This is a genomic window from Pseudomonas persica (assembly GCF_900291015.1).
In the GTDB taxonomy this organism is placed as follows: domain Bacteria; phylum Pseudomonadota; class Gammaproteobacteria; order Pseudomonadales; family Pseudomonadaceae; genus Aquipseudomonas.
Window position 1 is genome coordinate 14,147 of sequence record NZ_OLKL01000041.1, and the last position, 25,284, is coordinate 39,430.

A 25,284-nucleotide genomic window follows, 5' to 3' on the forward strand; every position below is an offset into this window, starting at 1 on the left:
GCGGCCCCTTGACCCTCAAGCCAGTTTGCAACGCTCGAAAAACCGCTCCCGCCCCAGGATCATCAACGCCGCACGCTTGTGCGGGAAGTCGAACTCCTTGTCGCAATGGAAGCACTGGTCGTGCATGTAACCGATCATCTTGCCGTTGTCGGCCCGCGGCTCGGCCACCACCCGCTGGGTGCGCGGGTCATCCAGGAACAGGTAGTGCACCAGCGCCGATAGCCAGCTGGCCACCTTGTGCGGCCCGCGGTGGCTCTCCTCCCCTACCAGCATGTGGATGCCACGGTCGTAGTCATCGGCCGGATAGAACGGCGCAATGCGATCTTCCTTGGCCCAGTACGCCTCGAAGTAGGCAAACGGCTGGTCATCGAAACAGCCGATCAGCGTCAGGGTATGCGGGTCGGCGTCGAGCTTGCCAAGGTACTCGCGATGTTGCGCAAGGCTGCCACCCTCCTGCCAGAATGCCTCCACCCGTGGGGTGTTCTGCCAGCGGTTGAAGCGCTCCAGATCATGCTCGATCTCCAAGGTACGCAGCGACACCCAACTGCCCAGGCGCGCATCGAAGCGCCGGTACACCTCGCCACGGGGCTTGGGCGCGCGGCGCGGGTGGCGCTTGCCGTTGCTGATCTGCATCTGCTGCGGGAATGCCACGCTGGCCGACTCGCCCAGCCACGGCTGCGGCAGCTGCCAGAACAGCGCCCGCTCGCACAGGTATTGGCCAGGCTGCTGGCCGGCCAGCAGCAGGCCACTGGTCAATGCCCGAGACAACGCCTCGGGCAATGCCTCGGGCAGATGCCAGGCCAGGCGCTGGCAGAGCGTGTCGCGGGACAGCAGCCAATAACAGGCGGCCCACAAGGCCTGATAGGGGCGCTCGGGACACAGGCATTCAAGGTGAACATGCAGGGTAGCGCCCACCTCCAGGCGCAACTGGATCAGCGGGCGGCCTTCGAGGGACAGGCTCAGCCAGTTGTCGCCCTCCTCGGCACTGAGGCTGCGCCAGCGTGGCACTGACTGGGGCTGCGAAGCGGCATCGAACGGCATGGGCTTGACTCACGACAATGAAGAAAAGGCTCACTGCCGAAAACGTTGCCGCGCCGCGGGAATTTAGTCGTGCGGTGCGGCCACCGTGATGCGATAGGGCTCGAAGATGCGCGCCAGTTCGCCGCTTTCGCGCAGGCTCCGCAGCAGCGCCGCGAACGCCTGCTCGCCGATGGGTGCCCCCGGGCGCAGCAAGGCGTAGTGGTGGTAGACCTGGTCAATGCGCTGCGAGGGCACCAACTGCTCCCGGCTGGCCGGGTTGCGCGCCAGGAAATCGCTGAGGTAGGAGCGCGTGACCAGGGCGATGTCGGCGCGGCCGGCCTGCACCATCAGCAGGTTGCTGTCGTGGGAATAGGTCAGGGTCGCGTTGTAGGCCGTGCGCAGGTAGCCCGGGTTGGAATTGAAGCCGGCGAACGCATAGTGATAGCCGTTGATCAGCGCCAGGCGCTTGCCGTGCAGGTCGTCGAAGTAATGCGGGTCACGGCCATTGGCCTGGCGGGCGACGAACACTTCGGCGTCTTCCAGGCCCATGTCGACGCTCTGGTGGGGAATCTGCTGCCAACCCCACTCCGGGTTCTCGAAAATGGCCATGTCGGTGCGGCCTTGCTGGAGGTCACCAAAACGCCGCTGGATAGAGGTGGGCACCACAACGAAGTGGTAGTGCCGCTGCGTGCGGTTGAGCGCGTCGACCAGCTGCGGCAGCAGGCCACTGTCGGCCCCCTGCTCGGGGCGCACCGTGTATGGCGGGAAATGCGCTGCGCCAATCCTCACCTCGATGACATCGGCCGCCCATACCGACGGCGCCAGCCAGAACACGGCCAGCAGCATCAGGGAAGACAGGGCCTTGAGGCCGGGCGCTGGAGTCAAGACGGACACTCATCACGGTTCATGCCTGGGTCCGCCTAAGCTAGGCGTTTTCCGGGCCGGACACAACTGCCGGTTACGTGGCCCTTTGTGCCAAAGCTGCGGGCAAATTGCCAGGGGGTGCCGGATGCCCGGAGTTTGGCTACGCTCTAGCAGGATCTGCAAGGGAGCCTGGTATGGGCCATTGGTTGGTGATCGACCTGGAAGCCACCACCGACGATGGTGGCTGGCCGGTCACAGAGATGGAAATCATTGAAATCGGCGCAAGCCTGGTTACCCGCGAAGGCCGCGAGGTCGACCACTTCCAGCGCTTCGTGAAGCCCCGGCGGCGGCCGCAACTGACGCCGTTCTGCCGCGAGCTGACCCACATCAGCCAGGCCAGTGTGGACAGTGCCGCATCGTTCCGCGAGGTGTGGGCAAGCTTCGAGCGCTGGCTTGGGCACCATCGTGGGCAGCTTCAGGCCTGGGTCAGCTGGGGCGACTACGACCGCCAGCAGCTGCACCAGGAATGGCAGCAGCATGGGCTGGACAGCTTGTTGCGAACCCTGCCGCACATCAACCTCAAGCAACGTTTCGCCAAGGCCCGCCACCTGCAGCGCCCTGCTGGGCTGAATGGTGCACTGCAGCTGGCCGGCATGCACTTTTGCGGGCAGCAGCACCGGGCCCTGGAAGATGCGCGCAATACCGCGCGGCTGCTGCCGTTGAGCCTGCCGGCGGACGCTACCTGAAAGCAGATGACGGGGCCCGTGGCCTTGGGCATACTGGCCAGCCCTTTTTCATCCCCCCTTTTCAGGAGTCGCCCATGTTCCAGGTCAACGAGTACTTCAACGGCACCGTCAAGTCGATCGCATTCACGGGCGAAGAAGGCCCGGCCACTGTCGGTGTGATGGCCCCGGGCGAATACGAGTTCGGCACTGCCAAGCGCGAGATCATGCACGTGGTTTCGGGAGCGCTGACCGTGAAGCTGCCAGGTAGCGACAACTGGGAAACCTTCAAGGCGGGCGACAAGTTCAACGTGCCGGCTGACAGCAAGTTCCAGCTGCAGGTGAAGGTGGATACCGCTTACCTGTGCGAGTACCGCGACTAAGCGTCAACCTGTTCCGGCCTCTTCGCGGGTAAACCCGCTCCCACAGGTACAGCACAGCGTTCATACCTGTAGCGCACCTGTGGGAGCGGGTTCACCCGCGAAGAATCCAGCACTATTGCGACAGGAATGCTGCAACCCTCTCAGCCGCCGTCTGCACATGCTGCTCATGGCTGAACCCCGAGGCCTTCAGCGGCTTCAGGTCATGGTCCCCCGCCACCAGCCAGCTCACCTCGATCGCCGGCGATAACGCATACCCTGCCACAGCCTCGCGGTTACCCAGCGCATCGCGCTCTCCCTGCACGATCAACGTTGGCGTCTTCAATTCGGCCAGGTGCTCGACCCGTGGCTTCTCCGGTTTGCCCACCGCATAGAACGGATAACCCAGGCACACCAGTGCATCGGCGCCCAACTCATCGGCCAGCAGGCTGGCCATGCGCCCGCCCATGGACTTGCCACCCACTGCCAGCTTGCCCGCGACCAAAGGTCGCACCTGCCGGTACACCTCGCGCCAGCATTCCAGCAACACCTTCTGCGGATTCGGCGGCCGCTTGCCGCCGGTCACCCTGCGCTCGGCCATGTACGGGAACTCGAAGCGCACTACCGCGACCCCAAGCGCCGCAAGCCTTTGCGCCATTTCGTCCATGAACCCGCTGTCCATCGGCGCACCTGCGCCATGGGCCAGGATCAGGCAGCCCTTGTAGTCGTCCTGGCCCCGAAGGTGCGGGGGATCGCAGCGCAAGCCTGGGACATTTCCGACCTTCGCCCATTGATCCCCGTCAATACCGGCACTTTGCCCATTAATCATGCTTGCCTCGTTGTAAAGCCTGCCAAATAACCGTGGATGGGAACCCATACATGAACACAACCAGCAGTACCGCCTATAACTACAAGGTGGTCCGCCAATTCGCCATCATGACGGTGGTGTGGGGAATCGTCGGGATGGGGCTCGGCGTCTTCATCGCCGCCCAGCTCGCCTGGCCTTCCCTCAACTTCGACCTCCCCTGGACCAGCTTCGGCCGCCTGCGCCCCCTGCATACCAATGCGGTGATCTTCGCCTTCGGCGGCTGCGCGCTGTTCGCCACCTCCTATTATTCGGTGCAACGCACCTGTCAGACCACCCTGTTCGCACCGGGCCTGGCCGCGTTCACCTTCTGGGGCTGGCAACTGGTGATCCTGCTGGCGGCCATCAGCCTGCCGCTGGGCTACACCAGTTCCAAGGAATACGCCGAACTGGAATGGCCGATCGACATCCTGATCACCATCGTCTGGGTGAGCTACGCCATCGTGTTCTTCGGCACGCTGATGAAGCGCAACACCAAGCACATCTATGTCGGTAACTGGTTCTTCGGCGGCTTCATCCTCACGGTGGCGATGCTGCACCTCGTCAACAACCTGGAACTGCCGGTCAGCCTGACCAAATCCTACTCGGTCTATGCCGGCGCCACCGATGCCATGGTGCAGTGGTGGTATGGCCACAACGCCGTGGGCTTCTTCCTGACCGCAGGCTTCCTGGGGATGATGTACTACTACGTGCCCAAGCAGGCCGAACGCCCGGTGTATTCCTATCGCCTGTCGATCGTGCACTTCTGGGCGCTGATCACCCTGTACATCTGGGCTGGTCCGCACCACCTGCACTACACCGCGCTGCCCGACTGGGCGCAATCGCTGGGCATGGTGATGTCGCTGATTCTGCTGGCACCAAGCTGGGGCGGCATGATCAACGGCATGATGACCCTGTCCGGCGCCTGGCACAAACTGCGCAGCGACCCGATCCTGCGTTTCCTGGTGGTGTCGCTGGCGTTCTACGGCATGTCCACCTTCGAAGGCCCGATGATGGCCATCAAGACGGTCAACGCCCTGTCCCACTACACCGACTGGACCATCGGCCACGTGCACGCCGGCGCCCTCGGCTGGGTGGCGATGATCTCGATCGGCGCGCTGTATCACACCATCCCGAAAGTGTTCGGCAAAGAGCGCATGTACAGCATCGGCCTGATCAACGCGCACTTCTGGCTGGCCACCATCGGCACCGTGCTGTACATCGCCTCGATGTGGGTCAACGGTATCGCCCAGGGCCTGATGTGGCGCGCGGTCAACAGCGACGGCACGCTCACCTACTCGTTCGTGGAAACCCTGGTGGCCAGCCACCCAGGCTTCATCGTGCGCTTCGTCGGTGGTGCGATCTTCCTCAGCGGCATGTTCCTGATGGCCTGGAACACCTGGCGCACCGTGCGTTCGCCGGCGCTCGATGTCGCCCCTGCGAACGCCCAGCTGGCTTGAGGAGACCTGCCTGATGAAACATGAAGTCATCGAGAAAAACGTCGGCCTGCTGGCCCTGCTGATGGTGTTTGCCGTCAGTATCGGCGGCCTGACCCAGATCGTCCCGCTGTTCTTCCAGGACGTCACCAACAAACCGGTGGAAGGCATGAAGCCCTACACCGCACTGCAACTGGAAGGCCGCGACATCTACATCCGCGAAGGCTGCGTAGGCTGCCACTCGCAGATGATCCGCCCGTTCCGCGCCGAAACCGAGCGCTACGGCCACTACTCGGTAGCCGGTGAAAGCGTGTGGGATCACCCGTTCCTGTGGGGCTCCAAGCGTACCGGGCCGGACCTGGCCCGGGTCGGTGGTCGCTACTCGGACGACTGGCACCGTGCGCACCTGTACAACCCGCGCAACGTGGTACCGGAGTCGAAGATGCCGCCATACCCGTGGCTGGTTGCCCAGCAGGTCGACAACAGCCACACCGACACCAAGATGCGTACCCTGCGCACCCTGGGCGTGCCGTACACCGACGACGACATCGCCGGGGCCCGCGATGCGCTCAAGGGCAAGACCGAGATGGACGCCCTGGTCGCCTACCTGCAGGTGCTCGGCACCGCGATCAAGAACAAGAGGTGAGTACGATGGAAATGGATATCGGCATGATCCGCGGCCTGGGTACCCTGGTGGTGATGATCGCCTTCATCGGCCTCACCCTGTGGGTATTCAACCGCCGCCGCGACCATGATTTCGCCGAAGCGCGCCTGCTGCCCTTCGTCGACGACCGCCTGCCCTCTGCCGGACAGGAACCTGCTGCAAAAAGGAGTAACGGGCAATGACCACCTTCTGGAGTACGTACATCTGCGTACTGACCATCGGTAGCCTGATTGGCCTGACCTGGCTGTTGCTCGCCACCCGCAAGGGCCAGAGCAACAACACCACCGACCAGACCATGGGCCACAGCTTCGACGGCATCGAGGAATACGACAACCCACTGCCCAAGTGGTGGTTCTGGCTGTTCGTCGGCACCCTGGTGTTCTCGGTCGGCTACCTGATCCTCTACCCGGGCCTGGGCAACTGGAAGGGCATCCTGCCGGGCTATGAAAATGGCTGGACCGGCGCCAACGAATGGCAGAAGGAAATGGACAAGGCCGACGCCAAGTTCGGCCCGATCTTCGCCAAGTACGCTGCCATGCCCGTGGAAGAAGTAGCCAAGGACCCGCAGGCGCTGAAAATGGGCAGCCGCCTGTTCGCCTCCAACTGCTCGGTCTGCCATGGCTCGGATGCCAAGGGTGCCTATGGCTTCCCCAACCTCACCGACAAGGACTGGCGCTGGGGCGGCGAGGCGCAAACCATCAAGGCTTCGATCATGAACGGCCGCCACGGCGTGATGCCGGCCTGGGCCGAAGTGATCGGCGAGCAGGGCGTGGCAGATGTGGCCGCGTTCGTGCTCACCGACCTCGCTGGCCGCAGCCTGCCGGAAGGGGTCAAGGCCGACCCGGCCAAGGGCAAGCAGACCTTCGCCGGCAACTGCGTGGCCTGCCATGGGCCTGAAGGCAAGGGCACCCCGGCCATGGGCGCGCCCGACCTGACCCACCCGCAGGCGTTCATCTACGGTTCGAGCTTTGCCCAGCTGCAGCAGACCATTCGCTATGGTCGCCAAGGGCAGATGCCGGCGCAGGCCGAGATCCAGGGCAACGACAAGGTGCACCTGCTGGCGGCTTATGTGTATAGCCTGTCGCAGGATGGCACGGCTGAAGCGGTGACTGCCAAGTGAGGTCGCCGGGAGAAATTCGGCGTCTGTGAGGCCGAGCGCCGCCCGCGCGGCGCTCGATATCCGCCCCACCACAACCCCCAAGCCTTACCCTTCAAGCCTTACCCTCGCCTCCCCCTCCTTGCACCCCCTCCGAACACAACTAAGCTTGTTGCCTCAGTGGGCCTCGCTCCGAAAGGAGCGAAGCAGACGCGGCGCGTAGCCTGTTGCCGTCCTGACAAAAGCCTGACCGATCGATCAGAAAAAGACGAAAAACGGTACACATTACAAATATTTATTTGTGTACAATCGTCCAGACCCGATCGCTGCGGGACATCAGTGAACGGGCTCGGGCACGGGTCGGCGTACCAAAGTTGCGTTGCGGTAACCCCAGTGGTTATCAATACTGGCGCCGATTTTTCGACCAACAAGAACATCAAAACCGTGGAACCTTAGCAATGAGCACAGCAATCAGTCCGACTGCTTATAACTATAAGGTCGTCCGCCAGTTCGCCATCATGACGGTGGTCTGGGGGATCCTTGGCATGGGCCTGGGCGTCTTCATCGCCTCGCAGCTGGTGTGGCCGCAACTGAACCTGGACCTGCCCTGGACCAGCTTCGGCCGCCTGCGCCCGCTGCACACCAACCTGGTGATCTTCGCCTTCGGGGGCTGTGCGCTGTTCGGCACCAGCTACTACGTGGTGCAGCGCACCTGCCAGACCCGGCTGATCTCCGACAGCATGGCCGCCTTCACCTTCTGGGGTTGGCAGGCGGTGATCGTCGGCGCGCTGATCACCCTGCCGATGGGTTACACCACCACCAAGGAATATGCCGAGCTCGAGTGGCCGCTGGCGATCCTGCTGGCCATCGTCTGGGTCACCTACGGGCTGGTGTTCTTCGGCACCATCGTCAAGCGCAAGACCAAGCACATCTATGTCGGCAACTGGTTCTACGGCGCCTTCATCGTGGTTACCGCGATGCTGCACATCGTCAACCACATCTCGCTGCCGGTAAGCCTGTTCAAGTCGTACTCGGCCTACTCCGGCGCCACCGACGCGATGATCCAGTGGTGGTACGGCCACAACGCCGTGGGTTTCTTCCTCACTACCGGCTTCCTGGGGATGATGTACTACTTCGTACCCAAGCAGGCCGAACGCCCGATCTACTCGTATCGCCTGTCGATCGTGCACTTCTGGGCACTGATCACCCTGTACATCTGGGCCGGCCCGCACCACCTGCACTACACCGCCCTGCCTGACTGGGCGCAGTCGCTGGGCATGGTGATGTCGATCATCCTGCTGGCACCCAGCTGGGGCGGCATGATCAACGGCATGATGACCCTCTCCGGTGCCTGGCACAAACTGCGCACCGACCCGATCCTGCGCTTCCTGGTGGTGTCGCTGGCGTTCTACGGCATGTCCACCTTCGAAGGCCCGATGATGGCGATCAAGACCGTGAACTCGCTGTCGCACTACACCGACTGGACCATCGGCCACGTCCACGCCGGCGCCCTCGGTTGGGTGGCGATGATCTCGATCGGCGCCGTGTACCACATGATCCCGAAACTCTACGGTCGCGAGCAGATGCACAGCATCGGCCTGATCAACGCGCACTTCTGGCTGGCCACCATCGGTACTGTGCTGTACATCGCCTCGATGTGGGTCAACGGCATCACCCAGGGCCTGATGTGGCGCGCCATCAACGATGACGGCACCCTCACCTACTCCTTCGTCGAAGCCCTGCAGGCCAGCCACCCTGGCTATATCGTCCGCGCCCTGGGCGGTGCGTTCTTCGCCACCGGCATGCTGCTGATGGCCTACAACGTGTTGCGTACCGTACGTGCCGCCAACCCGGCACAGGCTGAGGAAGCCGCCAAGATCGTCGTCGTGGGAGCGCACTGATGAAGCATGAAGCCGTCGAGAAGAACATAGGCCTGCTGGCCTTCTTCATGGTCATCGCCGTGAGCATCGGTGGCCTGACCCAGATCGTCCCGCTGTTTTTCCAGGACGTCACCAACAAACCCGTGGAAGGCATGAAGCCGCGCAGCGCGCTGGAGCTGGAAGGCCGCGATATCTACATCCGCGAAGGCTGCGTGGGTTGCCACTCGCAGATGATCCGCCCGTTCCGCGCCGAAACCGAGCGCTATGGCCACTACTCGGTGGCCGGTGAAAGCGTGTGGGACCACCCGTTCCTGTGGGGCTCCAAGCGTACCGGGCCGGACCTGGCCCGGGTCGGTGGCCGCTACTCCGATGACTGGCACCGTGCGCACCTGTACAACCCGCGCAACGTGGTACCGGAATCGAAGATGCCGTCCTACCCGTGGCTGGTCGAGCACAAGCTCGACGGCAAAGACACCGCGAAGAAGATGGAGGTGCTGCGCACCCTCGGCGTGCCGTATACCGACGCCGACATCGCCGGGGCCCGCGATGCGGTCAAGGGCAAGACCGAAATGGACGCCATCGTCGCGTACCTGCAGGGTCTTGGCACCATCATCAAGAGCAAACGGTGACGCTGATGGATATCGGGATGATTCGCGGCCTGGGCACCGTCGTGGTGATGGTGGCCTTCGTGGGCCTGGCGCTGTGGGTGTTCAACCCACGGCGTAAAAAGGACTTCGACGAAGCGACCCAACTGCCCTTCGCGGATGATCCCGAGGCCAGCCGCCACGTCGAGCAAGAGCACGCAAAAGCTTCTGGGAGCAAAAAACAATGACAACCTTCTGGAGTCTGTACGTTACCGTCCTGACCCTGGGCACCATCTTCTCGTTGACCTGGCTGCTGCTGTCGACCCGCAAGGGCCAGCGCGAAGAGGTCACCGACGAAACCGTCGGGCATGCCTTCGATGGCATCGAGGAGTACGACAACCCGCTGCCGAAATGGTGGTTCTGGCTGTTCGTCGGCACCATCGTCTTCGCCCTCGGCTACCTGGTGCTGTACCCCGGCCTGGGCAACTGGAAAGGCATCCTGCCGGGCTACTCATACCTGGATAACGACAAGCAGACCGAGTTCTCCAACGGCCAGCCGGGCTGGACCGGCGTGCACGAGTGGGAAAAGGAAATGGCCAAGGCCGACGCCCGCTTCGGGCCGATCTTCGCCAAGTTCGCCGCCATGCCTATCGAACAAGTGGCCAAGGACCCGCAAGCCCTGAAAATGGGCGCGCGGCTGTTCGCCTCGAACTGCTCGGTATGCCACGGTTCCGACGCCAAGGGAGCCTTCGGCTTCCCCAACCTGACCGACAACGACTGGCGCTGGGGCGGCGAGCCGAACACCATCAAGACCACCATCATGGGCGGCCGCCACGGCGTGATGCCGGCCTGGGCCGAGGTGATCGGTGACCAGGGTGTGGCCGACGTGGCGGCGTTCGTGGTCAGCAAACTGGATGGCCGCACACTGCCGGAAGGGGCGAAGGCCGATGTCGAGAACGGGCAGAAGATCTTCGCCGCCAACTGCGTGGCCTGTCACGGGCCTGAGGGCAAGGGTACACCGGCCATGGGCGCGCCGAACCTGACCCACCCGCAGGCGTTCATCTACGGTTCGAGCTTCGCTCAGTTGCAGCAGACTATCCGCTATGGCCGCCAGGGGCAGATGCCGGCCCAGGAGCAGCTGCAAGGCAATGACAAGGTGCACTTGCTGGCGGCTTATGTTTACAGCCTGTCGCAGGAGCAGGCGCCGGCCAAGGCCGAGTAAGCAGGCCCGGCCTCTTCGCGGGTAAACCCGCTCCCACAGGTACTGCGCTACCTCAGGACCTGTGCGATCCCTGTGGGAGCGGGTTCACCCGCGAAGAGGCCGGCAAAGGCACAGCATTTCTCGCAGGCTCATGACTTGGATCAATTGACATCCGCCATAACACGATTCATACCGTGAACCCAACGCGACTAAAGGTCGCAGCGCGACCCCATACTGCCATCAGCGGCGTATCATGGGCCGCAGAGCGCTAGCAGATTGCGCGAGACTGCGGCCGGCACGCACTGGCCGCGGCGTTTCTCCACTGCCGTGGGACTTGATGATGAGCGAGCAAATTCCGGTACATGACGTCACCCCGCCTGCCAACAAAGGGAAGGATTCCGTCGACCTCTACGCCTCCCGGGAAAAGATCTACACCCGTGCCTTCACCGGCCTGTTCCGACGCCTGCGCATGGTCGGCGGCGCCGTGCTGTTCCTGCTGTACTTCGGCACCGTCTGGCTGAACTGGGGCGGCCACCAGGCCGTGTGGTGGAACCTGCCCGAGCGCAAGTTCTACATCTTCGGCGCCACCATCTGGCCGCAGGACTTCATCCTGCTCTCGGGCATCCTCATCGTGGCCGCCTTCGGCCTGTTCTTCATCACCGTGTTCGCCGGCCGGGTGTGGTGCGGCTACACCTGCCCGCAAAGCGTGTGGACATGGATTTTCATGTGGTGCGAAAAGGTCACCGAGGGCGACCGCAACCAGCGCATGAAACTCGACAAAGCCCCCATGAGCGGCAACAAGTTCCTGCGCAAGTTCGCCAAGCACAGCCTGTGGCTGCTGATCGGTTTCGTCACCGGCATGACCTTCGTCGGCTATTTCTCGCCGATCCGTGAACTGGCCATCGAATTCTTCACCGGCCAGGCCGACGGCTGGGCCTATTTCTGGGTCGGCTTCTTCACCCTCGCCACCTACGGCAACGCCGGCTGGCTGCGCGAGCAGGTGTGCGTATACATGTGCCCCTACGCACGCTTCCAGAGCGTGATGTTCGACAAGGACACGCTGATCGTTTCCTACGACCCGCGCCGTGGCGAAACCCGCGGCCCGCGCAAAAAGGACATGGACTACAAGGCCAAGGGCCTGGGCGACTGCATCGACTGCACCATGTGCGTGCAGGTCTGCCCCACCGGCATCGACATCCGTGACGGCCTGCAGATCGAGTGCATCGGCTGCGCCGCGTGCATCGACGCCTGTGACAGCATCATGGACAAGATGAACTACCCCAAAGGGCTGATCAGCTACACCACCGAACACAACCTGTCCGGGCAGAAGACCCACATGCTGCGCCCGCGCCTGATCGGCTATGCCGTGGTGCTGCTGGTGATGATGATCGGCCTGGCCACCGCCTTCGCCACCCGTTCGCTGGTCGGTTTCGATGTCAGCAAGGACCGCGTGCTGTACCGTGAGAACGCCCAGGGCCGGATCGAGAACGTGTACAGCCTGAAGGTGATGAACAAGGACCAGCGCGACCACGTCTACGTGCTGGACGCCACCGGCCTGCCGGACCTGAAGCTTGAAGGCCAGCGCGAGATCCGCGTGGACGCTGGCGATATCGTCAGCCTGCCGGTGCAACTGTCGATCGCACCCGAGAAACTGCCGTCGACCACCAACGAAATCACCTTCATCCTCAAGAGCGCCGATGACAGCGACGCCCAGGTTGAAGCCAAGAGCCGCTTCATCGGCCCACAGATCCGCTGAGAGGGATAACCCACAATGCCTGCCACCACCGTCAGCCCCTGGTACAAGCACCTCTGGCCCTGGATCATCATCGGCATCCTCGCCACCTCGGTGTGCCTGAGCCTGACCATGGTCAGCATCGCCGTGCACAACCCGGACAACCTGGTCAACGACAACTACTACGAGGCGGGCAAGGGCATCAACCGCTCGCTGGACCGTGAACTGCTGGCGCAGAACCTGGGCCTGAAGGCCGGCGTGCACCTGGACGAGCTGACCGGCGAAGTGGACGTGCGCCTGGCCGGCAACAGCGACCCGCAAAGCCTGGAGCTGAACCTGATTTCGCCAACCCAGCCGGAGAAAGACCGCAAGGTGCTGCTGAGCCGGGTCGAGGCTGGGCGCTATGTGGGGCAGCTGGAAGACAAGGTTGACGGGCGTCGCTTCGTCGAGCTGCTGGGTAGCGAAGGTGGCCAGGTTTGGCGCTTGTTCGAGGAAGAGAAAGTGGAGCATGGTGTGACCTTGCAGCTGGGTGATGAAGCCCTCCAGGGAGCCGAGCACCAATAAACGCACCTCCGCCGCTCCTTGTGGGAGCGGGTTCACCCGCGAATGCGTCAGATCAGGCGATGATGTTTTCAGGTCTGACGCATTCGCGGGTAAACCCGCTCCCACAGGTGCCGTGCCCAGCCGGCCGATATGTTTAAGGCAACGATGTGATGACCCAACCCACCCCCTGCTACCACTGCGCCCTGCCCGTCCCCGCCGGCTGCCGCTTCACCGCCGTGGTCCTCGGCCAGCCCCGGCAGTTCTGCTGTCCCGGCTGCCAGGCGGTGGCCGAGTCGATCGTCGCCGGTGGCCTGGAGCACTACTATCAGCATCGCAGCGACAACAGCGCCAACCCCGAGGCCCTGCCCAGACAGCTGCAGGACGAACTGACGCTCTACGACCGCAGCGACGTACAGCAAACCTTCGTTCGCCATGCTGGCAATCTGGCCGAAACCACCCTGCTGGTCGAAGGCATCAGCTGCGCCGCCTGCGGCTGGCTGATCGAAAAGCACCTGCGCAACCTGTCAGGCGTTGCCGAGGCGCGCCTGAACCTGTCCAACCACCGCCTGCTGCTGAACTGGGATGACAAGCAACTGCCGCTCTCGCGCCTGCTCGCCGAGCTGCGCCAGATCGGCTACGCGGCCCACCCCTACCAGCCCGACCAGGCCGCCGAGCAACTGGCCGGCGAAAACCGCAGCGCTCTGCGCCGCCTGGGCGTGGCCGGGCTGCTGTGGTTCCAGGCGATGATGGCGACCATGGCGACCTGGCCGGAATTCAACATCGACCTGTCGCCCGAACTACACACCATCCTGCGCTGGGTGGCGCTGTTCCTCACCATCCCCATCGTGTTCTACAGCTGCGCACCGTTCTTCAAGGGCGCGGCACGCGACCTGCGCACCCGCCACCTGACCATGGACGTTTCGGTGTCACTGGCCATTGGCCTGGCCTTCGGCGCCGGTATCTGGACCGCCATCACCGGCAGCGGCGAGCTGTATTTCGACACCGTGGGCATGTTCGCGCTGTTCCTGCTCACTGGCCGCTACCTGGAGCGCCGCGCCCGCGAACGCACTGCCGCGGCCACTGCGCAACTGGTCAACTTGCTGCCGGCCTCTTGCCTGCGCCTGGACACCCTCGGCCGTAGCGAGCGGATCCTGCTCAGCGAACTGCAGTGCGGTGACACGGTGCAAGTGCTGCCAGGCGCGGTGATCCCTGCCGACGGGCGCATCGTCGAAGGTCGCTCCAGCGTCGATGAATCGTTGCTGACCGGCGAATACCTGCCGCAACCACGCCGGGTTGGCGAGCGGGTCACCGGCGGCACCCTGAATGTCGAAAGCACCCTGAACGTGGCAGTCGAAGCCCTTGGTCACGACTCGCGGTTGTCGGCCATCGTCCGTCTGCTGGAACGCGCCCAGACCGAAAAGCCGCGCCTGGCCGAAATCGCCGACCGCGCCTCGCAGTGGTTTCTGCTGTTCTCGCTGCTGGCTGCCGCGGCCATCGGCCTGTGGTGGTGGCACCTGGACCCGTCACGGGCGTTCTGGATCGTACTGGCCATGCTGGTAGCAACCTGCCCCTGCGCGCTGTCCCTGGCCACGCCAACGGCGCTTACTGCGGCCACCGGCACCTTGCACAAGCTCGGCCTGCTGGTGACCCGTGGCCATGTGCTGGAAGGCCTGAACCAGATCGACACAGTGATTTTCGACAAGACCGGCACACTGACCGAAGGCCGCCTGACCTTGCGCAGCATCCGCCCGCTCGGCAGCCTGCCCGCCGACCGCTGCCTGGCCTTGGCCGCAGCGCTGGAAAACCGTTCCGAACACCCCATCGCCCGCGCCTTCGGCCGCACCGCCACGCCTGCTGACGGGGTGCAAAGCGTACCGGGCCTGGGCCTGGAAGGGCTGGTCGAAGGCCAGCACCTGCGCATTGGCCAGGCCACCTTCGTCTGCGCCCTGAGCGGTGCGCAAATCCCCGGCGTGCCAGAGCCGCGCGGCCAGTGGCTGCTGCTGGGCGACCGTCAGGGCCCCTTGGCCTGGTTCGGCCTGGACGACCGCCTGCGCGACGATGCCCCAGCCCTGCTGGCGGCCTGCAAGGCCCGTGGCTGGCGCACGCTGCTGTTGTCGGGCGACAGCTCGCCGATGGTTGCCGAAGTGGCCGCGCAGCTGGGCATCGACCAGGCCATCGGTGGCCTGCGCCCGGACGACAAACTGGACCGGCTGAAGGCGCTGCAGGCGGCCGGGCGCAAGGTGTTGATGCTGGGCGACGGGGTCAACGACGTACCGGTGCTGGCCGCCGCCGACATCAGCATCGCCATGGGCAGCGCCACCGACCTGGCCAAGACCAGCGCCGACGCCGTGCTGCTGTCCAACCGCCTGCAGGCGCTGGTACAGGCCTTCGAGCTGGCCCGCCGCACCCGCCGCAACATCCTCGAGAACCTGCTTTGGGCGACCCTGTATAATGGCCTGATGTTGCCGTTCGCCGCGCTCGGCTGGATCACCCCGGTGTGGGCAGCCATCGGCATGTCGGTCAGTTCACTGATCGTGGTACTCAACGCCCTGCGCCTGACCCGCCTGCCGCCGGCATCGGGTTTGCCAACGAATGAAGCGCCCTTGCCCGGGAGGAAGTCACCATGCCCGCCCTCTATGTCATGATCCCCGCGGCCCTGCTGCTGGTCGGCGTGGCCGTGTACATCTTCTTCTGGGCGGTGGACAGCGGCCAGTACGACGACTTGGAAAGCCCGGCCCACAGCATCCTGTTCGACGACCAGGACCCGCGCCACCAGGCGGCGGTGAAGCCTGACGACAGCCAGGCCGACACCGACAAGGAACCCCCACCCCGTGCCTGACCTGCTGCCCCTGCTGGGCTCGGCGTTGATCCTCGGCCTGCTCGGCGGCGGCCACTGCCTGGGCATGTGCGGCGGCCTGATGGGCGCGCTGACCCTTGCCATCCCGCCCGAACAACGTGGCCGGCGCTTGCGCCTGCTGCTGGCGTACAACCTTGGGCGCATTCTCAGTTATGCCGGTGCCGGCCTGCTGCTGGGCCTGGCCGGCTGGGCCGTGGCCAGCAGCCCGGCGGCGTTGGCGCTGCGGGTGGTGGCGGCGCTGCTGTTGATCGCCATGGGGCTGTACCTGGCCGGCTGGTGGAGCGGGCTGACCCGCATCGAGGCGCTGGGCCGGGGGCTGTGGCGGCATATACAACCGGTGGCGTCGCGCTTGCTGCCAGTATCCAGTGTGCCGCGGGCGTTGTTGCTGGGGGCCTTGTGGGGATGGTTGCCGTGCGGGTTGGTGTACAGCACATTGCTGTGGGCGGCCAGCCAGGGCAATGCCGGGTACAGTGCGGCATTGATGCTGGCGTTTGGCGTAGGGACCTGGCCGGTGTTGCTGGCCACGGGGCTAGCGGCTGAGCGAGTAAACAGATTGTTGAAACGGCGCAGTGTACGGCTGGCGGGTGGCGTGCTGGTGATGCTGTTTGGGGTATGGACCCTGCCCGGGCCGCATCAGCATTGGTTGATGGGGCATTGAGGGGGCGCCGGCAAGCCAGCTCCCACAGGACTGCACAAGGCTTGAGGCTTGCACGGTCCCTGTGGGAGCGGGCTTGCCGGCGATTGGGCCGCACGGCGGCCCCCGATTGCACCGCCGATTCCCCTTGATACAAATCAACACAGATTCCTACAGACGGCCATAGACTCCGGGGCACTGCTGCTCTTTCCGGGGACCGCCCTCATGCTCGACGACCTACGTTGGGATACCGACCTGATCCGCCGCTACGACCTGGCCGGACCACGCTACACCTCTTACCCGACCGCCGTGCAACTGCACAGCGAAGTGGGCTCGTTCGACCTGCTCCACGCCCTGCGCGAGAGCCGTCGGGCCGTGCGCCCGCTGTCGCTGTACGTGCACGTGCCGTTCTGCGCCAACATCTGCTACTACTGCGCCTGCAACAAGGTCATCACCAAGGACCGCGGCCGCGCCGCGCCCTACCTGCAGCGCCTGGAGCAGGAAATCCAGCTGATCGCCTGCCACCTCGACCCTAAACAGCGTGTTGAACAGCTGCATTTCGGCGGCGGCACACCGACCTTCCTCAGCCATGTGGAACTGCGCCAGCTGATGGCCACCCTGCGCCAGCATTTCCACCTGCTGGACGATGATTCCGGCGACTACGGCATCGAGATCGACCCGCGCGAAGCCGACTGGTCGACCATGGGCCTGCTCCGCGAGCTGGGCTTCAACCGCGTCAGCCTGGGCGTGCAGGACCTCGACCCGGCCGTGCAGCGCGCGGTCAACCGCCTGCAGAGCCTGGAACAGACCCGCACCCTGATCGAAGCCGCGCGCACCCTGCAGTTCCGCTCGATCAACCTCGACCTGATCTACGGCCTGCCCAAGCAAACCCCGGAAGGCTTTGCCCGCACCGTCGAAGAAGTGATCAACCTGCAACCCGACCGCCTGTCGGTGTTCAACTACGCCCACCTGCCCGAGCGTTTCATGCCGCAACGGCGCATCGACAGCAATGACCTGCCCAACGCGGCCGCCAAGCTGGAGATGCTGCACGCCACCATCGACCAGCTGACCGCAGCCGGTTACCGCTACATCGGTATGGACCACTTCGCCCTGCCCGACGACGAGCTGGCCATCGCCCAGGAAGAAGGCAGCCTGCAACGCAACTTCCAGGGCTACACCACTCATGGGCACTGCGACCTGATCGGCCTGGGCGTATCGGCCATCAGCCAGATCGGCGACTTGTACTGCCAGAACAGCAGCGACCTCAACACCTACCAGGACAGCCTGTCCAACGCCCAGCTGGCCACCCAGCGCGGCTTGCTGTGCAATCACGACGACCGCATACGCCGGGCGGTGATCCAGCAGCTGATCTGCCATTTCGAGCTGGATTTCGCGCCGATCGAACAGGCCTTCACCATCGATTTTCGCGGCTACTTCAACGACCTCTGGCCAGAATTGCTGACCTTGCAGCGCGACGGCCTGATCCGCCTGGACGACGAGGGCATCCGCATCCTGCCGGCCGGCCGCCTGCTGGCGCGCTCGGTGTGCATGGTGTTCGACGCCTACCTGGCGATGCACAACCGCCAGCGCTTTTCGCGGGTGATCTGAAACCGAGTCGTTCAACCACATGGACAAGTTTCCTTGCCAGGCACACTATGGGCACAGCGAAGGCCCCGGCGCGCACCCGCCGGGGCCTGGCCGGTTCGCACCACAACAGCGCACGCTGGCCTACGACCTACGCCGTGAGTTACCCTTACGTCTTATGTGTGCTTTCCCACAAGGATCGAATGAAAATGTCCGAGCCAGTCAAACTGCGCCCACACAACCAGGCTCATTGCAAGGACTGCAGCCTGGCCCCCCTGTGCCTGCCTCTGTCACTGAACCTGGAAGACATGGATGCACTGGACGAAATCGTCAAGCGTGGGCGGCCGCTGAAAAAAGGCGAGTTCCTGTTCCGCCAAGGTGACAATTTCGGCTCGGTCTACGCAGTACGTTCCGGCGCCCTGAAAACCTTCAGCCTCAGCGACAGCGGCGAAGAACAGATCACCGGCTTCCACCTGCCCAGCGAGCTGGTCGGCCTGTCGGGCATGGATACCGAGGCTTATCCGGTGTCGGCCCAGGCCCAGGAAACCACCTCGGTGTGCGAAATCCCGTTCGAGCGCCTCGACGAGCTGTCGGTGCAGTTGCCGCAGCTACGCCGCCAGCTGATGCGGGTTATGAGCCGGGAAATCCGCGACGACCAGCAAATGATGCTGCTGCTGTCGAAAAAGACCGCCGACGAGCGTATTGCCACCTTCCTGGTCAACCTGTCGGCGCGCTTCCGTGCCCGCGGCTATTCGGCCAACCAGTTCCGCCTGAGCATGTCGCGCAACGAAATCGGCAATTACCTGGGCCTGGCGGTGGAAACCGTGTCGCGGGTGTTCACCCGCTTCCAGCAGAACGGCCTGATCCGTGCCGAAGGGAAGGAAGTGCACATCCTCGACCCGATCCAGCTATGCGCGCTGGCCGGCGGTGCAATCGAGGCCTGAGGCCGGCGTTTAGCGGGTATACTTGGGCATTGGTTTTCCCAGGATACCCGCAACAATGCACAGCGACGCCTTCGACCTCAAAGCCCTGATCCGCCCGGTAGTGGACTTCCCCAAACCCGGCGTGATCTTCCGCGACATCACCCAGCTGTTCCAGTCGCCGCGCGGGCTGCGCTATGTGGCCGACCAGTTCATCGAGCGCTATGTCGAGGCCGAGTTCAGCCACATCGGCGCCATGGATGCGCGGGGCTTTCTGATCGGCTCGATCATCGCCCACCAGCTGAACAAGCCACTGATCCTGTTCCGCAAACAGGGCAAGCTGCCGGCTGACGTGCTGAGCGAGGGTTACCAGACCGAGTACGGCGAAGCCTTCCTGGAAGTGCATGCCGACAGCCTGTGCGAAGGGGATTCGGTGTTGATCTTCGATGACTTGATTGCTACTGGCGGTACGCTGCTGGCAGCGGCCAGCCTGGTGCGTCGGACCGGGGCGCAGGTGTTCGAGGCAGCGGCGATCATTGATTTGCCGGAGCTGGACGGGTCGCGCCGGTTGCAGGCGGCGGGTGTGCCGACCTTCTGCCTCACTGAGTTTTCCCTCAGCGAATACTGAGTATTCAGGGGCGCTTTGCGCCCCATCGCCGGCAAGCCAGCTTCCACGACCTGTGGGAGCTGGCTTGCCGGCGATGGGCCGCAAAGCGGCCCCGGCAATTCTGAATCAGAGCGAAATCGGCCGCCGCCCCGCGAATGCATGGGCCAGAGTCCCACCATCGACCATCTCCAGCTCGCCCCCCAGCGGCACACCATGGGCAATCCGCGACGCCACCAGGCCCTTCTCGCTCAGCAACTGGGCAATGTAATGCGCCGTCGCCTCCCCTTCCACCGTCGGGTTGGTCGCCAGGATCACCTCGGTGAAGGTGCCTTGCTCCTCGATCCGCGCCATCAGCTGCGGAATCCCGATCGCCTCCGGCCCCAAGCCGTCCAGCGGCGACAAGTGGCCCTTGAGCACGAAGTAACGACCACGGTAGCCGGTCTGCTCCACCGCATACACATCGGTCGGCCCTTCGACCACACACAACTGGGTATCGTCACGGCGCGTGTCAGCGCATTGCAGGCACAGCTCCTGCTCGGTCAGGGTGCGGCACTGGCGGCAATGCCCAACCCCTTCCATGGCCTGGGTCAAGGCCTGGGCCAGGCGCAGGCCGCCACTGCGGTCACGCTCGAGCAGTTGCAAGGCCATGCGCTGGGCGGTTTTCTGGCCGACACCCGGGAGAATACGCAGGGCATCGATCAGTTGGCGGATGAGAGGGCTGAAGCTCATGGGAAAGGCCTGACAAATCAATAAGAGGCGGTTTATACCCAGCGGGGGCAATGGCGTCAAATCAGAGGGCCCTATCGCCGGCAAGCCAGCTCCCACAGGTATAGCGCTGGCCTAGGGTTTTGCACCTGAGCTGTGGGAGCTGGCTTGCCGGCGATAGGGCCGGACCTGCACAAGATAAAAAAAACCGCCGCTGAATCTCAGCGGCGGTTTTCGGTATCGCAATGCCCTTAGAACGGCATCTTGAAGCCCGGCGGCAGTTGCATGCCGGCAGTCATGCTGCCCATCTTGTCCTGGCTGTTCTGCTCGACCTTGCGCACAGCGTCGTTCAGCGCAGCGGCGATCAGGTCTTCCAGTACTTCCTTGTCGTCTTCATCAGTCGACATCAGGCTCTGGTCGATGCTGACACGCTTGACGTCGTGACGACCGGTCATCACCACGCTCACCAGGCCGCCACCGGCCTGGCCGGTGACTTCGGCGTTGGCCAGCTCTTCCTGCATCTTCTGCATCTTTTCCTGCATCTGCTGGGCCTGCTTCATCAGGCCGGCCATGCCACCTTTCATCATGGGGGTATACCTCGATTGGGTCATGTAATGCGGCCCGGCACCGGGCCGGCCGCATGGTTATCCGTTACTGGCCCTGATTCACCAGGGCTTCTACAGGCTCAATAGTATCCTGCCGCACCTTGGCGCCGAACAACTTGATCATCTGCTGGATCAACGGATCCTGCTCGATCGCGGTGACGGCGTCCTGCTGGCGCTCGGCACGCTTGCGCGCCGCTGCCTGGGCCGGGGTTTCCTGCTCGGGCAGGATCAGCTCGATGCGCAGGTTCAGCGTGCGCCCCAGGTGCTGGTTGAGCGCTTCGTTCAGGCGCCGCTGCTGGGTGGCGTTGAACAGCGCACCCTGGCCAGGGTCCAGGTGCAGTAGCCAGTCGTCGCCATCAGCGGCAATCAACGTACAGTTTGCCGCGATGTTGCCTGTCATCCCGGATACAGGCAACTGTGGGAATAATTCCAGCCATTGCAGGGCCAGGCCGGTGGCCGGCTTGGCTGCTGGCAGCGGTTCGGCTGCCGGCTTGGGCGTTTCTTCCTGGACATGCTCGACCAGTTCGTCCAGGTAGCTGAAGCCGACCGGGTCGCTCTCGCCGCCGTAATAGTCTTCGTCCAGTGGCGGTTCATCGTCACGGTCCATGCCCACGGCGGCATAGGCGGACGGGTCGAAGGGCGGCTCGTCATCGGGTACCGGGGCGGCAGGCGCTGGCGTGGGCACAGGGGGTGATGCAGAAGCCGGCGCAGGCTCGACCACTACCGGTGCGGGCGCTGCTGCGGGCTCTTCCCATGGCAGGTCAACCACCTCTGCCGCGGGCTCTGGCTCTGGCTCAGGTTCACTGACCGGTGCAGGCTCAGCTGCCACCACAGGCTCGACCACCGGCTGTGGCGCTGGCTCGACCGGCGCCTGCACTTGTGGCGCGGCGGCCAGTGCAACAGGCTCCACGACCGCAGCGGCCGGTGGCGCCACGGCAACCGCCGGCGCTGCCACCGGTGTTGCAGGATCAGCTGTGGCCTGGCTGATCCCCACTGGCTTTAGTATCGGCTTCGGCGCGTCGTCGGTGTCGGCGGGTCGGAACGCCAGCATGCGTAGCAGGACCATTTCGAAGCCGCCACGCGGGTCCGGCGCCAAGGGCAGGTCACGGCGGCCGATCAGGCCCATCTGGTAATAGAACTGCACGTCCTCGGCTGGCAGTGCCGAAGCCAGCGCCAGCACTCGCTCACGGTCGCCCTGGCCGTTGTCCACCGCTTCCGGCAACGCCTGGGCAATCGCCACGCGGTGCAGCACATTGAGCATCTCGGCCAGCACGCCAGCCCAGTCCGGCCCCTGCTCGGCGAGGTTGCGCACGGCCTCCAGCAAGGCCCGGGCATCGCCTTCGAGCAGCGCCTGCAGCACACCGTAGACCTGGCCATGGTCAAGGCTGCCGAGCATGGCCCGCACATCGGCGGCCAGCACCTTGCCTTCGCCAAAGGCGATGGCCTGGTCGGTCAGGCTCATGGCATCGCGCATCGAGCCATCGGCCGCGCGGCCCAGCAACCACAGGGCATCCGGCTCGAACGGCACGTTCTCGGCGGCCAGGACGTGGCTGAGATGCTCGACCACCCGCTCCGGGCTCATGTTCTTCAGCGAGAACTGCAGGCAGCGCGACAGGATGGTCGCCGGCAGCTTCTGCGGGTCGGTGGTGGCGAGGATGAACTTGACGTAGGGCGGCGGCTCTTCCAGCGTCTTGAGCAAGGCGTTGAACGAGTGAGTCGAGAGCATGTGCACTTCGTCGATCAGGTAGACCTTGAAGCGCCCACGGCTCGGGGCGTACTGCACGTTATCGAGCAGTTCGCGGGTATCCTCGACCTTGGTGCGGCTGGCGGCGTCGATCTCGATCAGGTCGACGAAACGGCCTTCGTCGATCTCCCGGCATACCGAACAGGTGCCGCACGGAGTGGAAGTGATGCCGGTTTCGCAGTTTAGGCACTTGGCGATGATGCGCGCAATGGTGGTCTTGCCCACACCCCGGGTACCGGTGAACAGGTAGGCATGGTGCAGGCGCTGGTTGTCCAAGGCGTTGATCAAGGCCTTGAGCACATGGGCCTGGCCGACCATTTCGCGGAACGAGCGCGGACGCCATTTACGTGCAAGAACCTGATAACTCATCGAAAAACCATCGTAGCCTGATCGAGCGGAAGATCGCTAATGCTAGCGGAGCGGGGGCAAAATTGCACCCTGCGCAAGTCGTCTAAGCTTTGAAACTGGCGCGCCATCCAGGGAGGATTGCCTTTGCGAAGACTGCTGGCCCTGTTGCTGCTGTGGAGCACCTACAGCCAGGCTGAACAGCCCGTGTTGCGTTTTTCTGTCGCCGAGAGCTGGAGCATGCCGCTGGTGCGCATCGAAGGCGATCAGCCGGTGGAGGGTTTGCTGTACGACCTGATGCAGGCGGTGGCCAAAGAGGTTGGCGTTCGCCCTGAGTACCATGTCATGGCCCGCCTGCGCCTGCAGGAGGCCATGGACAGCGGCGATATCGATGTGCGCTGCTATGTCAGCACCCAGTGGTTCAATGACCGGCCGGGGGATTTTGTCTGGAGCATCCCGCTGCTGCACCAGCGCGACCTGTTGGTAGGCCGCGTTGGCGACAGCACCCCAATGGCCCCGGAGCAACTGCCTGCCCAGGCCATCGGCACAGTGCTTGGCTACACCTATCCGACCTTGCAAGCGCTACTCGACCAGGGCCACCTGCACCGCGAGGACAGCCGCAACCAGTTGCTGGTGCTGCAAAAGCTGCAGGCCGGGCGCTATCGGCATGCGGTAAGCAACCAGCTGTCGCTGCAGTGGTTCAACCAGGGCTTGCCGGCCGGGCAGCGCTTGCAGGCGCTGGCGGTACTGGAGGAGCAGGACCTGGGGTGCATGGTGCGCAACGATCCCTCGATTCCGACGCAGGGGCTGCTGCGGGCGCTGGTGCGGATGAAGCAGTCGGGGAAGATCGAGCGGATTGTGCAGCGGTATGGGGGGGCGGGCAACCAAGAACCCATGTCTGTGGCTCGCCCCTGAGCCACGCATACCTGATGAAAGGCAAACCCTCCCGAAGCCTGCACGCCCCTGTGGGAGCGGCTTTAGCCGCGAACACCGGCGCAGCCGGTGCCATGCACCGCGTTGGTTTCTTCGCGGCTAAAGCCGCTCCCACAGGATGCACGGACCGCTTGCGAATTCAGTTCTCTATGCGACAGCGCAGCCCAAAGGGCTGGGCCAGCTTCCACAGGGTTATTTGATATCCCTGCTATCTCTACTTACTCCAAGGCCGTTTTCACTGGTTTCTACGCTCAACTGCCAGTGCCATAGCATCCGCCTGCCCCCAGGCAATCTGCATGGCCCGTAACCCGTGCTCCAGCAACTGCCGCGTCTCCTCGTCCTGGATACGCTCCAGCGCCCGCCGGCTGTCGCTATAGGCAAACATCAGATAGTGGGTGACATTCATCAACGCGAACTCCATCGGCACGATGCCTTCGCTGATGGCGCGGGAAAGGGATTTACCTTGGGGAAGCTCGAAGACGTGAGGTGGATCGGGGACCAGTTTTTTCATGACAGCTCCGTGTTGGCTGTGTTGTCCCCTTCCGCTTCCACGCATTAGGGTGGCAACTGTACGCGGGGTGGAAGACCAGGTACACGGTAGACCCGGCAGGTACGAATACCTCCAGCGCACAGCCGCCATAAATGACAACTGTCCCGTGTACTGCCCAGGCTTCCACACCCGATCGCTGAACCGACAGCGACCGCAAAAGCCTAGTGGGCAGTGATTCCCGGGACAATCAGACGGGAGTCGACGGAGTGCGTAGGATATTTCGACACCTCCTACAGCAAAAGCGGGAAATTGCCCTGACAGTTGTAGGAAGCATCCTGAAAGAAGATCGCATTATTGCTACCGATTACTCGCCTTGAGGAATGTGTCGCCCCCCTCAAGCCCTGCACCTCGCCGCTCTCACACAGCCGCAAGCAAACCCGCACTCAAGAACATTCCCACGCCAAACACAAAATGCGTGGCCAGGCTCTTCAGGCAGTTGCGCGCAGGCGTCGGCGTCCTCGACGCAAAGAACCCCGCGCCCATCGCCGGCTGCATGAAGCACAAAGGCGCCAAGACCGTCACCACACCAACAACTACCGCGGGCAACAAGGAAGGCGCCAGTAACCATCCCTCCCCTGCAATCACAACCAGCAGCATCGCGAACAGCACGCCGATGGCGTAATGAATCCCCCACCCCAACACCAGCTCATGCCGAATCGGCTCGGCCTTGGCAATCGCCTGATGCCGCACACGCCCGTGCAGCAAATGCCCCGCCCAACGCCCGACCATGGCGAAGTTCAGCGTGGCGACACCCATCCGCCTCAGCAGCAGCCCCCACAAGTCCATTACCATCGTGGCACCGATACCAATTGGCAAAGCAGCAGTAAACATCGCAGCAAACGTCATTGAACTAGC

General features: G+C 63.9%; 27 protein-coding genes. 19 read left to right on the top strand and 8 right to left on the bottom strand.

Annotated features, from left to right (window positions below; translation table 11 throughout):
• Positions 1–15: 15 nt before the first annotated feature.
• Both FQ664_RS19680 and FQ664_RS19685 read right to left on the bottom strand, forming a co-directional pair.
• Positions 16–1,041, bottom strand: coding sequence for a GNAT family N-acetyltransferase (locus tag FQ664_RS19680; RefSeq protein WP_144174277.1), 1,026 nt, complete (start codon positions 1,039–1,041; stop codon positions 16–18).
• Between the two features lie 63 nt (positions 1,042–1,104).
• Complete coding sequence (locus FQ664_RS19685) at positions 1,105–1,905, bottom strand: substrate-binding periplasmic protein (protein ID WP_144174348.1); 801 nt, start codon at positions 1,903–1,905, stop codon at positions 1,105–1,107.
• Positions 1,906–2,078: 173 nt separating this feature from the next.
• On the opposite strand from FQ664_RS19685, the gene FQ664_RS19690 reads away from it, so the two are divergent.
• On the top strand, positions 2,079–2,630 hold the full coding sequence (locus tag FQ664_RS19690; RefSeq protein WP_144174278.1) for a 3'-5' exonuclease: 552 nt from the start codon (positions 2,079–2,081) through the stop codon (positions 2,628–2,630).
• Positions 2,631–2,704: 74 nt separating this feature from the next.
• Positions 2,705–2,989, top strand: coding sequence for a pyrimidine/purine nucleoside phosphorylase (gene ppnP / locus FQ664_RS19695; RefSeq protein WP_060501200.1), 285 nt, complete (start codon positions 2,705–2,707; stop codon positions 2,987–2,989).
• Between the two features lie 112 nt (positions 2,990–3,101).
• On the opposite strand, the gene FQ664_RS19700 is transcribed toward ppnP, so the two are convergent.
• On the bottom strand, positions 3,102–3,794 hold the full coding sequence (locus FQ664_RS19700) for an alpha/beta family hydrolase (protein WP_144174280.1): 693 nt from the start codon (positions 3,792–3,794) through the stop codon (positions 3,102–3,104).
• A gap of 50 nt (positions 3,795–3,844) precedes the next feature.
• Here FQ664_RS19700 and ccoN (FQ664_RS19705) point away from each other — a divergent pair, with 50 nt between their 5' ends.
• From ccoN (FQ664_RS19705) to FQ664_RS19785, 16 genes are all read left to right on the top strand, one after another.
• A complete protein-coding gene (gene ccoN / locus FQ664_RS19705; protein ID WP_144174282.1) occupies positions 3,845–5,269 on the top strand; it encodes a cytochrome-c oxidase, cbb3-type subunit I in 1,425 nt (474 codons plus the stop codon).
• Positions 5,270–5,282: 13 nt separating this feature from the next.
• Positions 5,283–5,891 (top strand): cytochrome-c oxidase, cbb3-type subunit II, encoded by a 609-nt coding sequence (gene ccoO / locus FQ664_RS19710; RefSeq protein WP_144174284.1) that lies wholly within the window; start codon positions 5,283–5,285, stop codon positions 5,889–5,891.
• Between the two features lie 5 nt (positions 5,892–5,896).
• Complete coding sequence (locus FQ664_RS19715) at positions 5,897–6,091, top strand: cbb3-type cytochrome oxidase subunit 3 (RefSeq protein WP_063912756.1); 195 nt, start codon at positions 5,897–5,899, stop codon at positions 6,089–6,091.
• Complete coding sequence (gene ccoP / locus FQ664_RS19720) at positions 6,088–7,029, top strand: cytochrome-c oxidase, cbb3-type subunit III (protein WP_144174286.1); 942 nt, start codon at positions 6,088–6,090, stop codon at positions 7,027–7,029. Before FQ664_RS19715 ends, ccoP (FQ664_RS19720) begins: the two co-directional genes overlap by 4 nt.
• A 434-nt stretch (positions 7,030–7,463) precedes the next feature.
• Positions 7,464–8,906 carry a cytochrome-c oxidase, cbb3-type subunit I gene (gene ccoN, locus FQ664_RS19730; RefSeq protein ID WP_144174288.1) on the top strand — a complete coding sequence of 481 codons (1,443 nt, stop codon included), beginning with the start codon at positions 7,464–7,466 and terminating at the stop codon, positions 8,904–8,906.
• Positions 8,906–9,514, top strand: coding sequence for a cytochrome-c oxidase, cbb3-type subunit II (ccoO, locus tag FQ664_RS19735; protein ID WP_144174289.1), 609 nt, complete (start codon positions 8,906–8,908; stop codon positions 9,512–9,514). Before ccoN (FQ664_RS19730) ends, ccoO (FQ664_RS19735) begins: the two co-directional genes overlap by 1 nt.
• 5 nt (positions 9,515–9,519) lie before the next feature.
• Complete coding sequence (locus FQ664_RS19740; RefSeq protein ID WP_144174350.1) at positions 9,520–9,717, top strand: cbb3-type cytochrome oxidase subunit 3; 198 nt, start codon at positions 9,520–9,522, stop codon at positions 9,715–9,717.
• Positions 9,714–10,691 carry a cytochrome-c oxidase, cbb3-type subunit III gene (gene ccoP, locus FQ664_RS19745; RefSeq protein ID WP_144174290.1) on the top strand — a complete coding sequence of 326 codons (978 nt, stop codon included), beginning with the start codon at positions 9,714–9,716 and terminating at the stop codon, positions 10,689–10,691. Before FQ664_RS19740 ends, ccoP (FQ664_RS19745) begins: the two co-directional genes overlap by 4 nt.
• Before the next feature lie 319 nt (positions 10,692–11,010).
• Positions 11,011–12,426 carry a cytochrome c oxidase accessory protein CcoG gene (gene ccoG / locus FQ664_RS19750; protein ID WP_144174291.1) on the top strand — a complete coding sequence of 472 codons (1,416 nt, stop codon included), beginning with the start codon at positions 11,011–11,013 and terminating at the stop codon, positions 12,424–12,426.
• Positions 12,427–12,441: 15 nt separating this feature from the next.
• Positions 12,442–12,966 carry a FixH family protein gene (locus FQ664_RS19755; RefSeq protein WP_144174293.1) on the top strand — a complete coding sequence of 175 codons (525 nt, stop codon included), beginning with the start codon at positions 12,442–12,444 and terminating at the stop codon, positions 12,964–12,966.
• A gap of 149 nt (positions 12,967–13,115) precedes the next feature.
• Positions 13,116–15,590, top strand: coding sequence for a heavy metal translocating P-type ATPase (locus FQ664_RS19760; RefSeq protein WP_144174294.1), 2,475 nt, complete (start codon positions 13,116–13,118; stop codon positions 15,588–15,590).
• Positions 15,569–15,784, top strand: coding sequence for a cbb3-type cytochrome oxidase assembly protein CcoS (ccoS, locus tag FQ664_RS19765; protein ID WP_087499884.1), 216 nt, complete (start codon positions 15,569–15,571; stop codon positions 15,782–15,784). The genes FQ664_RS19760 and ccoS overlap by 22 nt, the downstream gene beginning before the upstream one ends.
• Positions 15,777–16,460, top strand: coding sequence for a sulfite exporter TauE/SafE family protein (locus FQ664_RS19770; protein ID WP_144174295.1), 684 nt, complete (start codon positions 15,777–15,779; stop codon positions 16,458–16,460). Before ccoS ends, FQ664_RS19770 begins: the two co-directional genes overlap by 8 nt.
• Before the next feature lie 201 nt (positions 16,461–16,661).
• A complete protein-coding gene (gene hemN / locus FQ664_RS19775) occupies positions 16,662–18,044 on the top strand; it encodes an oxygen-independent coproporphyrinogen III oxidase (RefSeq protein WP_144174296.1) in 1,383 nt (460 codons plus the stop codon).
• A gap of 185 nt (positions 18,045–18,229) precedes the next feature.
• A complete protein-coding gene (gene fnrA, locus FQ664_RS19780) occupies positions 18,230–18,964 on the top strand; it encodes a Crp/Fnr family transcriptional regulator FnrA (RefSeq protein ID WP_016711709.1) in 735 nt (244 codons plus the stop codon).
• A 55-nt stretch (positions 18,965–19,019) separates the two neighbouring features.
• Positions 19,020–19,568 (top strand): adenine phosphoribosyltransferase, encoded by a 549-nt coding sequence (locus FQ664_RS19785; protein ID WP_144174298.1) that lies wholly within the window; start codon positions 19,020–19,022, stop codon positions 19,566–19,568.
• A 105-nt stretch (positions 19,569–19,673) separates the two neighbouring features.
• On the opposite strand, the gene recR is transcribed toward FQ664_RS19785, so the two are convergent.
• The 3 genes from recR to dnaX all read right to left on the bottom strand — a co-directional run bounded on the left by recR (position 19,674) and on the right by dnaX (position 22,970).
• The gene (gene recR / locus FQ664_RS19790; protein WP_144174300.1) at positions 19,674–20,276 is read right to left on the bottom strand and encodes a recombination mediator RecR; all 603 of its coding nucleotides are present in this window, start codon (positions 20,274–20,276) and stop codon (positions 19,674–19,676) included.
• Positions 20,277–20,503: 227 nt separating this feature from the next.
• On the bottom strand, positions 20,504–20,839 hold the full coding sequence (locus FQ664_RS19795; protein WP_144174302.1) for a YbaB/EbfC family nucleoid-associated protein: 336 nt from the start codon (positions 20,837–20,839) through the stop codon (positions 20,504–20,506).
• A 64-nt stretch (positions 20,840–20,903) separates the two neighbouring features.
• The gene (dnaX, locus tag FQ664_RS19800; protein WP_144174304.1) at positions 20,904–22,970 is read right to left on the bottom strand and encodes a DNA polymerase III subunit gamma/tau; all 2,067 of its coding nucleotides are present in this window, start codon (positions 22,968–22,970) and stop codon (positions 20,904–20,906) included.
• Positions 22,971–23,093: 123 nt separating this feature from the next.
• Between dnaX and FQ664_RS19805 the strand changes: the two genes are divergently transcribed.
• A complete protein-coding gene (locus tag FQ664_RS19805) occupies positions 23,094–23,861 on the top strand; it encodes a substrate-binding periplasmic protein (RefSeq protein WP_144174305.1) in 768 nt (255 codons plus the stop codon).
• A gap of 253 nt (positions 23,862–24,114) precedes the next feature.
• On the opposite strand, the gene FQ664_RS19815 is transcribed toward FQ664_RS19805, so the two are convergent.
• Both FQ664_RS19815 and FQ664_RS19820 read right to left on the bottom strand, forming a co-directional pair.
• Positions 24,115–24,390: a hypothetical protein gene (locus FQ664_RS19815; RefSeq protein WP_144174307.1), complete on the bottom strand. Its 276-nt coding sequence runs from the start codon at positions 24,388–24,390 to the stop codon at positions 24,115–24,117.
• A 396-nt stretch (positions 24,391–24,786) separates the two neighbouring features.
• The gene (locus tag FQ664_RS19820) at positions 24,787–25,275 is read right to left on the bottom strand and encodes a DUF2938 domain-containing protein (RefSeq protein WP_144174308.1); all 489 of its coding nucleotides are present in this window, start codon (positions 25,273–25,275) and stop codon (positions 24,787–24,789) included.
• Positions 25,276–25,284 lie beyond the last annotated feature (9 nt).

Coding starts and splice junctions, on each gene's coding strand:
- FQ664_RS19680 (WP_144174277.1), bottom strand. CDS start 1,041: ATGCCGTTCGATGCCGCTTCGCAGCCCCAGTCAGTGCCACGCTGGCGC.
- FQ664_RS19690 (WP_144174278.1), top strand. CDS start 2,079: ATGGGCCATTGGTTGGTGATCGACCTGGAAGCCACCACCGACGATGGT.
- ppnP (WP_060501200.1), top strand. CDS start 2,705: ATGTTCCAGGTCAACGAGTACTTCAACGGCACCGTCAAGTCGATCGCA.
- FQ664_RS19700 (WP_144174280.1), bottom strand. CDS start 3,794: ATGATTAATGGGCAAAGTGCCGGTATTGACGGGGATCAATGGGCGAAG.
- ccoN (WP_144174282.1), top strand. CDS start 3,845: ATGAACACAACCAGCAGTACCGCCTATAACTACAAGGTGGTCCGCCAA.
- ccoO (WP_144174284.1), top strand. CDS start 5,283: ATGAAACATGAAGTCATCGAGAAAAACGTCGGCCTGCTGGCCCTGCTG.
- FQ664_RS19715 (WP_063912756.1), top strand. CDS start 5,897: ATGGAAATGGATATCGGCATGATCCGCGGCCTGGGTACCCTGGTGGTG.
- ccoP (WP_144174286.1), top strand. CDS start 6,088: ATGACCACCTTCTGGAGTACGTACATCTGCGTACTGACCATCGGTAGC.
- ccoN (WP_144174288.1), top strand. CDS start 7,464: ATGAGCACAGCAATCAGTCCGACTGCTTATAACTATAAGGTCGTCCGC.
- ccoO (WP_144174289.1), top strand. CDS start 8,906: ATGAAGCATGAAGCCGTCGAGAAGAACATAGGCCTGCTGGCCTTCTTC.
- FQ664_RS19740 (WP_144174350.1), top strand. CDS start 9,520: ATGGATATCGGGATGATTCGCGGCCTGGGCACCGTCGTGGTGATGGTG.
- ccoP (WP_144174290.1), top strand. CDS start 9,714: ATGACAACCTTCTGGAGTCTGTACGTTACCGTCCTGACCCTGGGCACC.
- ccoG (WP_144174291.1), top strand. CDS start 11,011: ATGAGCGAGCAAATTCCGGTACATGACGTCACCCCGCCTGCCAACAAA.
- FQ664_RS19755 (WP_144174293.1), top strand. CDS start 12,442: ATGCCTGCCACCACCGTCAGCCCCTGGTACAAGCACCTCTGGCCCTGG.
- FQ664_RS19760 (WP_144174294.1), top strand. CDS start 13,116: ATGACCCAACCCACCCCCTGCTACCACTGCGCCCTGCCCGTCCCCGCC.
- ccoS (WP_087499884.1), top strand. CDS start 15,569: ATGCCCGCCCTCTATGTCATGATCCCCGCGGCCCTGCTGCTGGTCGGC.
- hemN (WP_144174296.1), top strand. CDS start 16,662: ATGCTCGACGACCTACGTTGGGATACCGACCTGATCCGCCGCTACGAC.
- fnrA (WP_016711709.1), top strand. CDS start 18,230: ATGTCCGAGCCAGTCAAACTGCGCCCACACAACCAGGCTCATTGCAAG.
- FQ664_RS19785 (WP_144174298.1), top strand. CDS start 19,020: ATGCACAGCGACGCCTTCGACCTCAAAGCCCTGATCCGCCCGGTAGTG.
- recR (WP_144174300.1), bottom strand. CDS start 20,276: ATGAGCTTCAGCCCTCTCATCCGCCAACTGATCGATGCCCTGCGTATT.
- FQ664_RS19795 (WP_144174302.1), bottom strand. CDS start 20,839: ATGATGAAAGGTGGCATGGCCGGCCTGATGAAGCAGGCCCAGCAGATG.
- dnaX (WP_144174304.1), bottom strand. CDS start 22,970: ATGAGTTATCAGGTTCTTGCACGTAAATGGCGTCCGCGCTCGTTCCGC.
- FQ664_RS19815 (WP_144174307.1), bottom strand. CDS start 24,390: ATGAAAAAACTGGTCCCCGATCCACCTCACGTCTTCGAGCTTCCCCAA.
- FQ664_RS19820 (WP_144174308.1), bottom strand. CDS start 25,275: ATGACGTTTGCTGCGATGTTTACTGCTGCTTTGCCAATTGGTATCGGT.